Source organism: Parageobacillus caldoxylosilyticus NBRC 107762 (assembly GCF_000632715.1).
Taxonomy (GTDB): Bacteria; Bacillota; Bacilli; order Bacillales; family Anoxybacillaceae; genus Saccharococcus; species Saccharococcus caldoxylosilyticus.
Window position 1 is genome coordinate 13,128 of sequence record NZ_BAWO01000024.1, and the last position, 13,538, is coordinate 26,665.

Sequence of the window (13,538 nt, forward strand, 5' to 3'; positions counted from 1 at the left end):
AGGTACAACACTTGCAAGCAATATGTGCGTCCTGCGACACCAAAATCGATTCCTAGCTTTGCTGCGGTATTGTTCCTTCAAAGGCATACTAGTCATTCGGAAAAGGCTACTTTTCAAGGATGGACTTCTGATAATGAATACTTAAAAAATCTACAAGAGAAAGAGAGAATACCTCCTTTTGGCTATCTCATTCTCCGAATATTAAATTGCCTAATGTTGATAATATAAACGCTTACTCTATAACTAACTTATGATCCTACTCATATATTGAAATAATTAAAGTGGAAAGTAGGTGAAACATATTGTCTGAACATAAGAAAAATATGCAACAGGTGAGAGTGACATGTGGTTGCACCAATATGCAAATCGTGAAAGTGCATGGACCTCTGCCAGCAGACATTGCGTTAGCTGCTGTTAATGCCGCAACCACTGTTCCGGAAATGCGAGCCGCCATTGAAAATCCTTTGCTTGGATTAAACCTTACAGAATATAACATGTTATCAGAAGCAGCTAAAAATGATGTTGCCCAGCAATTGCTCAATAATCGGCCTGCTTCAGGTTACCCTTCCGTTGCTAGTGTCCAAGCCGCTCTTGATCAAGCCGTAAATCAAGTTGTCGGTTTAGCTGCTGTCAATGCCGCAACCACTGTTTCGGAAATGCGAGCTGCCATTGAAAATCCTTTGCTTGGATTAAACCTTACAGAATATAACATGTTATCAGAAACCGCTAAAAATGATGTTGCCCAGCAATTGCTCAATAATCGGCCTGCTTTAGGCTACCCTTCCGTTGCTAGTGTCCAAGCCGCTCTTGATCAAGCCGTAAATCAGGTCGTTGATTTAGATAATATTTATGTTCAAGCTGGTGCTGTTGGTGGAAATGGCAGTAGAGCAAATCCTTTTGGAACCATTCCTCAAGGAATTGCCGCGGTGAATCCAGGTGGAACTGTTCATATTCTAAGTGGAACGTATCCAATTACATCACAAATTGTCGTCAATAAGGCTGGAATTACTTTAAAAGGAGAACCGGGTACCCTGCTATTCTTACAAGCGAACATTATTGCAATGCTAATTACTGCCCCAAATACGACAATCGATGGTTTAACGATGACAAGCAATATTCCTTATGCAAAAGAATTTATCCAAATTGGTGGAAATAATACGACAATCATCAATAATACCATTTACGGGCCACCTCAAGCATTGCCTATGAGCAGCTGGATTGTTAACAGAGCCATCGTATCTCAAGGAGGCCTTGCTATTTCGGTGATGAATAATACTTTCCATTCTTTAAGGACAGGAATGTATATTAATCCGAATGTGACAGGTCCTATTAACAATAATGTGGTTTACAATACAAAAGGAGGATTTTTAGTAGACCGTGCATTCACCACCTTCTTAGGAAACTCATGGGGAACCCCACCGAATGAATTTGATATTGTTTTGCTTGTAGGTACAACATCTGGTCCTCCATATGATAATCTTGCTCTATTAAGTGCACTTAATAATAATGCAACCATCTCGGATCAAAGATGAAAGAAAGAAACTAGAAATCCATTGTCAAAGGCAAAGGTTTGAGGGATAAGGGTCTTTCCTTTTCTCTCAAACCTTTATCCTTGCTAAAAGCACAACTTTACCGAAATAGTCATTTTCGTTTACCAAAAAACTGTCGAGTCGCTCCTTGAAAAGTTGAATATGAATATCCTCTCTTATGTTAATAACGGCAAATAACCATAAAACTACCATATGTTTACTCGAAACAAAACCAAAGCTTTACTCTTGGCTCTCCTAGCTACGCAAACTCCCTTTTAACCAAGCGCGAGAACGATAGGGTCCGATTGGAATTTGGATTAAGCTTGTTTTCCCACGCGAATCGATCTTGTAAAGTTTATCACATAAGTTCACATCAAATCCGAGAAGCGGATGCCCACCCATCCCCATGGCAGACGCCACCAAGAGCAGTCGTTGCACGAACATCCCCGCCTCCATTTGTTGAATGCGATATCCTCTGTACCCTAATTCCTTTTGCAGGTGATCCCTGTCTCCTACCACATGCAGACAGAGCGGCACTTGGAACAGATTAACATTGTCCATTGACATTCCGTATTGCAGGTAGTGACGATAATCTCCAGAACGTATCCGTCCTAACGCATGAACAGCACTATCATAGTAGTAAGCACCATTTGGAACATCTTCAACGTTATAAAAACAGCCATACAGGGAGACACGGGACGGCGGCTTCTCATATTCTCCATCTAAATCATTTCGATACGTGAAAGAAAGCGTCGCCTCTTTTAGCAAAGTAGCCAATTGTTCTTGACTTACCTTTCCCAAAACAAAATCCATACCTGGTGAATATCGCTTCTGGCAGACGGATGCCAGATCATACGATAACCGCTTCACACAAGGCAGAACTACCGCTTGGACCCCACAGGTACCTTTCTCCTCTACCTTAATCTGCCGAAATGATCGTGATGATTCCAACATCGACGCTTCATTCATTTTTCTCAGCATCGGATAGTCCATGATCCTCCGCGACCGAATATAGTAATGATGCTGAACTGCTGGCAATTCTCTGCACAATTCAGTGGCAGAAACATTTTCTTCTAAGTTATTATCGTTAGCAAACCAAGTGATCGAAGACTCCACAGATAATGCAATAACGGCATATACACTCTCTTCCTGTCCGGATAGTCCAATCAGATGGTTGATCGCCCTATCAAGAAATTGAAAATACACTGTCGATGCGAAGCCGAACTGTTTCGCCACTTCCAACAGCTGCCCGATTAGCACGCCAGCATCCAGCCCTTGCAGGCGATAAGCAAAATTATTGTATTTAAAGAAATTTTTCCAAAACATTGTCGATACAAAAACAATACCGAAACAAGCCGACACGTCACAGCGATTGCCCAAGGCCCTAGTTAGATAGGAATCGAAATTGCCTTCCCGCAACAATACCAAACGATGGTGTGCCACATCGTAATGGTACACTCCTTCTGGAACATCCTCCATTTTCAAATACACGTATAATTCGTTTGGATACAGCGCCCCGCCCGAGGGAACAAACCGCCGGTACAAGTGCATTAGGTTTTCCGCTTGTTCCGTCGGACCCATGGAAAAGGCTAGCTGACAAAATTGAGTAAGGCCGAAAACGTACCAAAGAAAATGACCTATTTCTTCTAGGTCGAGATTTCCAGGCGCTTCCCTTCCCTCGAACGTTAACGGTACTTCTGAAGAAAGCGGAATCACTGGCAAATTGCGGTACAACTTATACGGAAGCGGCGCATCTTCCCAATCTACCTCCCAATCTGGCGGCATAATCTTATCGATGTCAAAATGAAGATGGTGTAAAAACGTATCTAGCTTCATCCTCCCGCCTCCTATGGGAACGGATGGGGATGTGGATTAAGCTGTTCAAGTGTGAGCGGTTGTTTCGTATACCCGAGTTCCATCGGTACCCGGAGCACCCTCTCGAGACCTGTCACGCGGGTAAGGTGATGTCCAAATGTCATCGGTAACATTCCTGGAATCAGTACTTTCACGCAATATAATCCGTTTCTTTTGATTACGGGTGTTGTCTGGTCCACCACAATTACCTCGAGGTTCAATCGTCGAAACTTCTGAAGAATATCCCGCAGATCATCCGTCAAGTCCGCACTCTTCGTTTGCTGTTTGAATTCTTCTTCAAACGTTCGCAACGGACGATTGTCATCCAACAAAAATTGCAGACGTTCCTCTGCTTCCGGCAAACCGTACAGCATGCCATGGTCCTCCATCTGCTGCACTAATAACGGATCATGTAACATTTTCTCATATTTCTTTCGGTTTGCCTCCAATTTCTCGTCAAGCACAAGCATCATGCCAGCTAACTCGTGAATCGCGCTTTTCACCGCCCGTATGGGGTCCGGATGAGCTCCAGCGGCACAAATAAGATTCAACCCCTTTTGTTTTCTGTTTTTCGCCACTGCCCAAACGCTTGGAATCCCGTGCTCCATCGTCGAGTTGAAAAAATACAGATCATATCCCGCCACTGCACGCACACGTTCGACCATCAACTGTAATTCTTTATCGTTAGCGGAACGAAGGTCAAGACGCGGAAGAGACAGCTGCGCATACCAAGTCATTAAGAATGAATCACGCTCCACCACCTCCAAAATGGCATGGAAAATCGCTTCCTCTAAACTCCCGCCTAATGCACATCCGTTGGAAGTTTCGTAGACAAAGCCATCCCCACCTCCTAAACTGTAATATGCGAGCAACTCTGGGACCAAAATCGGACGCTCTTGTAAAAACGAATAGCCCCATACCCAATTCATTGGACGATCAGGATGGAACGGTTTGAACGGAAAATCGGGTCGCGCATACTGTTCCTCTGCATGCACTCCTACCTTTAATGGGTTGAGTGCTTGATCTGCTAGATTTCGGTAACTGTCATAAACCACCGTTCGTTTGCCACGAGGTTCGATGCCGCAATATCTCTCCAATCCCTCCAAAATGGCGGTTAACTCGCTAATCTCATAGGAATGAGTCCGTCCTGCCACTCCCTCGTCCCCTATAAACAACGGCATATTGACAACGACATCCGCAAACGGCAGCACGAAATGATGCATTTTACCATTCAATAATCCAGTTCGGTAATCTAGATAGTCTTTGACCAGTACTTCTTTCAACTCTTCTATCGGACGGCAGCGGTAATTGTCAGCGCTGATCTTTGGACTTGGTTGCAGCGATATTTGGGCTGCTGTCGGTGAATCGTCGGGTAATTGACCACATACCGTACATAATGGGTCGGGCAGAAAGAAGTGACATGAGTTCTTTAATGTTTTCAGGTTGATTAGGAACACCTTTTCTTCTAAGTGGGCACGACTGCCTTCTAACACCCTCTTCGTTTCCGCGGCGATCAGGTAGGCCATCTGCAAAAGTCCAGTTCGTGATACCCATGCATCACGTTGTATTCCTCCTTGCACCGCCATCATCTGTTGCAGCTCCCACATTTCCTTACGGTCGTACCCCGCTATAAGGCGTCGCATATCAGCACACTGAGAACATCCCGGTGTATTAGGGCGAACTAGCGGACCGATCACGCCCTCACCAAATGAAACGAAGCCCCGAAGCCATGGAATGCCTAACGGTCGTAGCACCTCTTCCGCCTTGTGATGAGCGGAGGGATGCCAAGCATCGTGCAACACTAGAGCCAAACCCGTTTCTTCCGGAACTCCTTTCTCGAAATCAATTTGCCGAACCACCTGATATTGAACGGACAATTTTTCATACACAAAATCTGCCAATACCCCTTCTCCAACCATCAATACGCAAGCACCCATCAGAAATTCTCCTTTCTTAACAGCACGCCAAACACCCCTGCCAGTTCCTCTTTCAAAAAAGGTTCTATCGCTAAATCAAAGACGAAAAGTCGTATCCTATTCTGTTTCAAGACCTGCATGGCGGACTGCAAGAGCTCCAATTGTGCCGTTTCTTCACAAGCAGGGATCTCAAGTCTTAATGGCTCCTCTTCGTTTAGAAGAATGGAGGAATCATCCAGCACTTGTATTCGAAGTGAAGCCGCTTGAGCTTGATTTTGTGCATCCATAAGCGCCTGCTCTAGCGCTTTCCGCAGCGCCATTGTGATATTCAAGCCGGCACTGCCATACCAGCGGCCTCTCGTGCCGACCCATACCACAGGAAAGCCTGACACCTTCTCTCCCAAACCGATCGTCGGCGGTCCATGCATCGTCGTCAGTGCCTGCAAATAAAAACGGCAGTGCTCATCCTCCACCGTACCCAACCATGCCCGAAAAATAGGTTCCCTGCGATTAACTTGCCGTTTGCACAGCTCCTCGTCCAAGCACTTTTGCCATCCCCGGCAAATGCCTTCCGCAATCGTTTCCCCTGCCCCGACACCGATAAATTCCTGTGGTGTGATCACACCAACTTCTTTTTCGCGGTTTAAAGATGCCGTAACAAGTAAATCTATCATTGGCGATATATACGATTCAATCCCAGCCAACCCCGCTTCCCGCCGTGCCTCCTCATGTGTTAGACCTGCACAGATAACTTCTGGAAGCAGATCAGCCGGGCCTTCCGATAGCGGGTTCACAGCTTGAACGCAGCACTGGGCCAACGGAAGCTGCTTCAAGCCGCCTTCCTCCCATATATGGAAAATTCCTGATTCTGCGGATGTCAATTGATTGAAATAATGAAACAATCTACTCGGATCATTGCGGCTCGAATTCTGTTTAAGCCTCCAATCCAGATCTTGAACCAATTCAGCCTCCACACGTCCAGTCGTCACCAGTGGATGCTTTATGAACGAATGCCAGTCACCTTCCAATGTTTCCAGATCGAGAAGGAAAAACTGATTTCTCTGTTCCGATTTCGTCACTCCTGTAACTTTTTTGAATAATTCAAATACTATCACATTTGCCAACATCGCTCCCGCTGTGGAAGAAAAAGTTTGTAACGGCCGGTCTTCGCGAAGCGCGGATCGGTGTATGCGACGCCATGCGGATTCCCAGCATCCCTCAGAATCCGGATGCACTAATGGACCCGCTAAACCCACTTGCTGCAAAGATATGGCAGGGAGAAACCCCTTCTTCTCCTCCCTGCAAACGGCATGAAGGGCCCGCAGCTCCTCTACATTGCCTTCCTGCGAGACATATAAAATCCACTCAAATGGCTGTACCACTTCTCGCCAAGAACTCTCCCCCGCTCCCTTCTGTAGAGTTATCTCCTCTATTGCTACTTCGGAGTCCGTTTTGCGGGCATTCTCCGCCAGTTCCTTCAACCGCATTCGATTAGTAGGCATCGAATCTGTAATCAGAACATGGAACTTAGGCAATCCTGATTCGGTCAACGCAGAAACCAATGAGACCAAAAATGGGCCAGAGCCGATTGCCAATACTTTAGATTGACGATATACTTGAAAACGGAACGCACCGGAATCAACGAAACTTTCTATAAATTCAATTTGTGAAGCATACTTTTGGAGGATCTTGCTGTCCAATTGATGCGGACGGTCTTGGCTCACATCCCGAACAAAGCCGTTTTTGTACAGAATTTCTGCAATTTCATACACCCTGTTCCGATATGGGGCCGATAATCCTTTTGTCAATTCTCCCAATGTGTGCTCTCCGTTAAACATGGGCATCAGTTTTTCAATCCACTGATAAATTGTATTGCCTTTCATACGAAATGAGCTGGAGTTATTCCTAAAATACACACCACCGTTTGGATCAGGGATAAAAAACGTGTCTCTTTTCACCTTCAGACGCGAGGAAGCGTTCAGATTTTTCATTCTACCCCTCCGTATCCGTGAGTTGTTCCTAAATGCGTAGTATCATTTTATGTACATCTATTTGTCCTTTATGTTCATTTCATAAAGCGGGGCCCCTGCAGAGAATTACGCAGGGGCAGTCCATTCTTCTTAGGTAATCACCTTTTTGTGCTAGGGGACTAGAAAGTTCCGCCAAAACCTCCCCCCCAGCAATGGAAGCAGCTAAAGCAACTAAAGCAGTTGAAACAACGGCCAAAACAATGTCCAAAACAACGGCCAAAACAATGTCCACCGCAACGGCCAAAACAATGTCCACCACAACGGCCTCCGCAACGTCCTCCACAGCGTCCACCGAATTGACGAGCATCATCAACCAAATAGGTCTGGGTTTGAGGATCCCAAACCATCACCTCATCCGCCGCGAAATCATCCAACCCTAACATTTGAAGTTCATCTTGGAAATTATACATTTCACACCATCCTTATTAAATTTTGTAGTTTCTGGCGACTTAACCAGAGACAGGGATGAGAGTAGAACGAAAGTAATCAGAAAGATATCTGCAAATTCAGATAAATCCACCGACTACTTCGAGTACTCTCATCAACAAGCTATGTACTCTGTTGGGTGGTTGTTACTGATTGAAGTGCCTATTTTACTGATTGAAGCGCCTATTTCATTGAGGCTTCGTAAAACCGTATGAACCTCTCTCGCCTTCATTCCATTTAGATGATCGAGCGGCTGTATTGGAGAAAATGGCCTTTCGCCAATCAAAGACATTCATTCCAAACACGGGCAGACCCTCGATTAATCGTCCAATCGCTCCAAATCCGCTTTGAATGTCCGGAAGAACACTTTTTAGCCAAGAAGCGTGAAAACTACCTTCTTTCCTTCCTCATTGGATGGGTTAGTTATAAAACATATGTTCGTTTTTGTGAATCAAAAATTTCCCGATTCATCTCCCCCTTTACTCCGTTTAGAGGAAGGGAGACTTCTCGGGAAAATGTTAAAAACAAAGGCTGGAGGGATAAGGTTTTCCCTTTTCCCTCAAGCCTTTTTCCAACCATTTATCAAAATTTTATTTCGACTTTGGCAGGAGTTTTTTTATTTAGTTTCTACAACTTCAAGGTTAGTTTAGCGACACACTCAACGTGCGCAGTATGCGGAAACATATCAACCGGCTGCACTTCGATCGTTTGATAGCCGCCGTCTTCGAGAATTCGTAAATCCCTTGCCAATGTCGCCGGGTTGCAGGAAACGTACACAACGCGCTTCGGCTTCATGGCAATGATGGTTTGTAAAAGCGTTTCATCGCAGCCTTTGCGAGGCGGGTCGACAACGATACAGTCCGCGCGGATGCCTTGTTCGTACCATTGCGGGATGACCGCTTCCGCCTCGCCGACGGCAAATTCGACGTTGGTGATGCCGTTTAATTCAGCATTGCGTTTTGCATCTTCAATCGCTTCCGGCACCACTTCGACGCCGTACACTTTTTTCGCTTTTTTCGCTAAAAACAAGGAAATCGTACCAATGCCGCAATAAGCGTCGATCACCGTTTCCTTTCCCGTCAAACCAGCATATTCGAGTGCCTTTTCATATAGCACTTTTGTTTGTTCCGGGTTGACTTGATAGAAAGAGCGAGCCGAGATCGCGAATTTAATGTCACCGATGTAATCGTAAATGCATTCGGCTCCCCACAATACTTTCGTCTCGTCACCCATAATCACATTCGTCTTTTTTGGGTTAATGTTTTGGATAATCGATTTTACATTTGGCACGGAATCAATAATTTCTTGCACAATTTTCTTTTTATGCGGCAACTCTTCCGTGCGGGTAATGAGAACGACCATGACTTCTTTCGTCGCCGCCCCGTAGCGCGCCATGATATGGCGGAGCACCCCTTTATGCGATACTTCGTTATAGGCAGGGATGCGGTATTTTTCGCAAATTTTTTTCACCGTCTGTACGACGACATCGTTCATTTCCTGCTGGATGAGACAGGCATCCATATCGATAATTTCATGGCTGCGCTCTTGGTAAAATCCCGCGACCAGCCCGCCTTCGCGCTCGCCGACAGGCACTTGCGCTTTGTTGCGGTAGCGCCATGGGTCTTTCATGCCGATGACAGGATGAACGATGACATTTTTCAATTTGCCGATGCGCGCCATCACTTCTTTCACATGTTTTTGTTTTGCTCGAAGCTGGCCCTCATAGCTTAAGTGCTGCAGCTGGCAGCCGCCGCACTGCTTGTAAATCGGGCACAGGGGCGCGACGCGGTCCGGGCTTTGCTCATGCAGCTCGATAAGGCGTCCGTAGCCATATCCTTTTTTCACTTTGATGACTTTGATTTTCGCCTTCTCGCCCGGCAGCCCGTTTTTGACAAAAATGGGAAATCCGTCAATTTTAGCGACTCCTAAACCGTCATGTGTCAAATCTTCAAATGTCACATCATAATATTCGTTTTTCATTACTGGTGCTTCGATGTTTGCCATTGTTCTTCACCTTTCGAGGAACTAGCTCTGCTATATCGTCTTTTGAACTTTTTATCCAAGAATCACGATGTTTTCCGACTGTCGGTGACCGAACAACAGCCTGCTTTGCAGACAAATATATTTGTCTGCCAGCGCGTTGTTCGGTCATCTGCCACGCATTAGCGTGACGAAGGCAAATCAAAGACTTGCCTCCGACAGTCGAAAAAATCTGTGACAAACTTCTTATCCATCAGAAGTCTTATATAGACATATTAAGCGTAATCAGTATCCATCGTCCACACAGTGCTGTCATGATTGTAGCACACAATTCTGTGCAGCACAAAAAGAGAACAGGGATTAGTACCCTGTCCTCATTTGCTCTGCTTTTTCTTTAGATACCAATACTTCCAAATGCCGGTACAAATTGACGAATTCCCCCGGAAGCATGCCGCCAAACTCTCCGTCTAAATTTAACTGCATCGGCGACATCACTTTAATGCGGTTTGCTTTCGTGTAAATGAGATTTGGGTCATTAATATGTTCGCCGCGCGCCGCGAGCGTTACAAGCCGGATAAACTCAGCCAAATTCGTTTTCTTTAAAATAATTAAATCAAACATGCCGTCATTCAAAGACGAATCCGGCGCCAGCTTTTCAAAGCCGCCGACCGAGTTCGTCAGCGACACTAAAAAGAGCATAATTTCGCCTTCAAATATTTTGCCGTCATATTCAATGCGCGCTTCTGTCGCTTTGATCGACGGAAGCATCTCGATTCCTTTTAAATAGTAGGCAAGCTGGCCGAGCATGGTTTTTAATTTGCTTGGCACTTCATAGGTTAATTCGGTTAAACGGCCGCCGCCGGCAATATTAATAAAATAGCGGGTTTTCCCTTCATTCATGACGCAGCCGATATCGATCGGAACAGCTTCCCCGTTGGCGATAATGTCGCATGCCCTTTCGATCGAACGCGGCACGCCGATCGCGCGGGCGAAATCGTTCGTCGTCCCGACTGGAATAATGCCAAGCTTGGGGCGATAATCTTGATCGGCAATCCCGTTGACGACTTCGTTGATCGTTCCGTCCCCGCCGGCAGCCACCACTAAGTCAAATTCGCGCTCCACTGCTTTGCGGGCCGCTTCCGTCGCATCGCCCGCCCCGGTTGTCGCATGGCATGATGTTTCATATCCCGCTTTTTCCAATTGTACTAATACTTCCGGCAAATGCCGTTTAAATATTTCCCGGCCTGACGTTGGATTGTAAATGATCCTTGCACGCTTCATCGTTTCATCATCCTACTTTATTAATGTCAATTCCACTATTTAACATAATAGCGGAATCGCCCAGCGGTTGCAACGATGACATCTCTCCATCAAGAAAGGGCTGATCGTCTCAGCCCCTTTGATTATTGCCCTGCTGTTTTCCGTTGCTCCGCCGCTTCTTCATTCGCTTGGGCGCTTGACGGTTCCACATTTCCTTTCGCCGCAAAGTTTTCTAACAATTGTTTCACATCGATCCCCGCGGAAGCTTTCAATGTTTCCTGCAGGCTGGCCATTAAGTTGGTCGCATAGCCGGTGATGCGGTTCGCACCGCCGTTTGTGCTATTAGAACCCGTATCGACAATCGTAATTTTATCAATATTGGCAAGCGGGCTCGCCACTTGTTTTGCGTATTCTGGAAGCATTTTGATGATCATGTCGAGAATCGCCGCTTGACCATAACGCTCGAACGCTTCGGCGATTTTTTGTTTTGCTTCCGCTTCCGCCAAACCTTTCAGACGGATAATTTCTGCCTCGGCTTCCCCTTTTGCTTTTTCTGCTTCCGCTTTTGCCAATCCATCGAGACGGATGCGCTCCGCTTCGGCTTTCGCCATTGCTTCGATCCGGTATTTTTGCGCGTCCGCTTCAGCTATTAGCTTCGCTTTTTCCGCCGCCGCGGCTTGCTCAATCGCATAGCGTTCGGCGTCCGCTTTTTTCTTCACTTCCGAATCATATTGCCGTTCGCGGCGCAAAATTTCTTTTTCTTCCAATTCGATTTGCTTTTGCCGCTCAATAATTTTAATTTGCATTTGCTGCTCGGTGACTTCCTGTTTCGCTTTAGCTTCTTCCAAATGATACGCCTGATCGGCGCGCGCTTTGGCGATATCTTGTTCCCGGCGGAATTCGGCAAGCTTCAATTGATTGATTTTTTCCGCTTCCGCGATTTCCGTCAGGCGCTCGAGCTCCGCTTTGCGCGCTTCTTTATCCGCTTCTGCGCGTTTAATGCGTGTTTCTTTTTCCGCTTCCGCCGTCGCGATATCGGCGTCGCGCTTCACTTGGGCGATGCGCGGTTTTCCGAGCGCGTCTAAATAGCCGTTTTTATCGCGCACATCTTTAATCGTAAACGAAACGATGACAAGCCCCATTTTTGCCAGGTCTTGCGAGGCGACGCGCTGCACTTCTTGCGAAAATTTATCGCGGTTTTTGTAAATTTCCTCCACCGTCATCGAACCGAGAATGGAACGAAGATGGCCCTCTAGCACTTCCTTCGCTTCATTTTCCATATCCTGGCGTGTTTTTCCTAAAAATTGTTCCGCTGCTGTGGCAATCTCGCCGATCGAACTGCCGACTTTAATGATGGCTACGCCGTCCGCCATGACGGGAACGCCTTGTTCCGTATACACTTCCGGCGTTTGCACGTCTAGTTTAATAGAAAGCAAGCTGAGCGGTTCGGCCTGCTGGAAAATCGGCAGGACAAACGTGCCGCCGCCGCGGACAATTTTAATTTTATTGCCGGATTCATCGACATGCACATTTTTGCTTCCTAAATAACTGCCTGTCACAATGAGCGCCTCATCTGGGCCGACCGTACGGTAACGGGTGATAAAAATGGCGATTAATCCGACAAGAAGCAGTACAACCACTCCAATGACTACTAACAATGGCGTCATTCCATATATCCCCCTTTATGTAATGATGAAATATCATATGGATCGTGCTTCGCCACCACGGCGACGCCGTTTTCCATTTTCACAACGATCACTTCCGTTCCGGAGGCAATTTCTTCGTTGTTTATGCTTTTGGCCGCTTTCGAAACCGCGCCGCTTTTGCGCGTCAATAAAATTTCGCCAAATCCATCACGCGGAACGGTGACGATCACTTTAGCAAGCGAGCCTTCCAAGTCCGTATCGGAATAGTTTAACGATGTCTCTGCCGACCGAAGCGGAATAAAGACGAAAAAATGCAAAAGCAATACAACAATGAGTGCAATTCCCCCGCTCATCGCCGCAATCAACCAGGCAGGCAGCTCCGTATATCTTTCTAACAAAAAACCGGATGCGCTGCCAACTGTGAAAAATGATAAAACGAGTTGCGGGCTAAATAACGGATGATCGGGCAGCTCGAAAACGCCATCAACCACATCGCTAAAGAAAATATATAAGAGCGTCAAGCTCCCGCTTACAATCAGGACAGCAAGATACACCGTTTCCAATGGATAGCCGAACACCCCCGTTTCCCCCTTCCCTCGTCATTTACCTTATCATACGAAAGACATCTTGCTTTAGTTTCATCCATTACATTTTTTCGACAACTTTCCTCATATTTCCTCTATCTTTTTCAAAAAATACCGTTTGCACGGTACAAACAAGGTCCGTTTACCACATACATCGAATGCCGCTACATACTAATCGTTGTTTGCTTTAACATGGATAGGCAATTGCAGCGCGCTCTTTGGATGTTGCTTTTTCTTTCTCCATGCGGCAAATAAAGCCATTCCATAAAACGCCATGTAGGCGAAAAAGCGCGGGCGACCCCTATGCCCGCGC

At 46.2% G+C, this 13,538-nt stretch carries 9 protein-coding genes; 1 reads left to right on the top strand and 8 read right to left on the bottom strand.

Features of this window, described 5'->3' with window-relative positions:
* The first annotated feature begins 302 nt into the window (after window positions 1–302).
* On the top strand, window positions 303–1,532 hold the full coding sequence (locus tag GCA01S_RS07855) for a hypothetical protein (protein WP_223845324.1): 1,230 nt from the start codon (window positions 303–305) through the stop codon (window positions 1,530–1,532).
* 252 nt (window positions 1,533–1,784) lie between these two features.
* On the opposite strand, the gene GCA01S_RS07860 is transcribed toward GCA01S_RS07855, so the two are convergent.
* From GCA01S_RS07860 to GCA01S_RS07895, 8 genes are all read right to left on the bottom strand, one after another.
* Entirely contained in the window at window positions 1,785–3,365 is a 1,581-nt protein-coding gene (locus tag GCA01S_RS07860; RefSeq protein ID WP_042408828.1) for a SagB family peptide dehydrogenase, read from the bottom strand.
* A gap of 11 nt (window positions 3,366–3,376) precedes the next feature.
* Entirely contained in the window at window positions 3,377–5,320 is a 1,944-nt protein-coding gene (locus GCA01S_RS07865; RefSeq protein ID WP_042408831.1) for a TOMM precursor leader peptide-binding protein, read from the bottom strand.
* Window positions 5,320–7,290, bottom strand: a complete 1,971-nt coding sequence (locus GCA01S_RS07870) for a putative thiazole-containing bacteriocin maturation protein (protein WP_042408835.1) — start codon at window positions 7,288–7,290, stop codon at window positions 5,320–5,322. The genes GCA01S_RS07865 and GCA01S_RS07870 overlap by 1 nt, the downstream gene beginning before the upstream one ends.
* A 158-nt stretch (window positions 7,291–7,448) precedes the next feature.
* Entirely contained in the window at window positions 7,449–7,739 is a 291-nt protein-coding gene (locus tag GCA01S_RS07875) for a heterocycloanthracin/sonorensin family bacteriocin (protein WP_071997939.1), read from the bottom strand.
* 643 nt (window positions 7,740–8,382) lie between these two features.
* Entirely contained in the window at window positions 8,383–9,759 is a 1,377-nt protein-coding gene (gene rlmD, locus GCA01S_RS07880; protein ID WP_042408841.1) for a 23S rRNA (uracil(1939)-C(5))-methyltransferase RlmD, read from the bottom strand.
* Between the two features lie 336 nt (window positions 9,760–10,095).
* A complete protein-coding gene (locus tag GCA01S_RS07885) occupies window positions 10,096–11,016 on the bottom strand; it encodes a diacylglycerol kinase (protein ID WP_017434367.1) in 921 nt (306 codons plus the stop codon).
* 122 nt (window positions 11,017–11,138) lie between these two features.
* Window positions 11,139–12,662, bottom strand: coding sequence for a flotillin family protein (locus GCA01S_RS07890; RefSeq protein WP_017434368.1), 1,524 nt, complete (start codon window positions 12,660–12,662; stop codon window positions 11,139–11,141).
* Window positions 12,659–13,219: an NfeD family protein gene (locus GCA01S_RS07895; protein WP_042408843.1), complete on the bottom strand. Its 561-nt coding sequence runs from the start codon at window positions 13,217–13,219 to the stop codon at window positions 12,659–12,661. The genes GCA01S_RS07890 and GCA01S_RS07895 overlap by 4 nt, the downstream gene beginning before the upstream one ends.
* Between the last annotated feature and the right edge of the window lie 319 nt (window positions 13,220–13,538).

Coding starts and splice junctions, on each gene's coding strand:
- GCA01S_RS07860 (WP_042408828.1), bottom strand. CDS start 3,365: ATGAAGCTAGATACGTTTTTACACCATCTTCATTTTGACATCGATAAG.
- GCA01S_RS07865 (WP_042408831.1), bottom strand. CDS start 5,320: ATGGGTGCTTGCGTATTGATGGTTGGAGAAGGGGTATTGGCAGATTTT.
- GCA01S_RS07870 (WP_042408835.1), bottom strand. CDS start 7,290: ATGAAAAATCTGAACGCTTCCTCGCGTCTGAAGGTGAAAAGAGACACG.
- GCA01S_RS07875 (WP_071997939.1), bottom strand. CDS start 7,739: ATGTATAATTTCCAAGATGAACTTCAAATGTTAGGGTTGGATGATTTC.
- rlmD (WP_042408841.1), bottom strand. CDS start 9,759: ATGGCAAACATCGAAGCACCAGTAATGAAAAACGAATATTATGATGTG.
- GCA01S_RS07885 (WP_017434367.1), bottom strand. CDS start 11,016: ATGAAGCGTGCAAGGATCATTTACAATCCAACGTCAGGCCGGGAAATA.
- GCA01S_RS07890 (WP_017434368.1), bottom strand. CDS start 12,662: ATGACGCCATTGTTAGTAGTCATTGGAGTGGTTGTACTGCTTCTTGTC.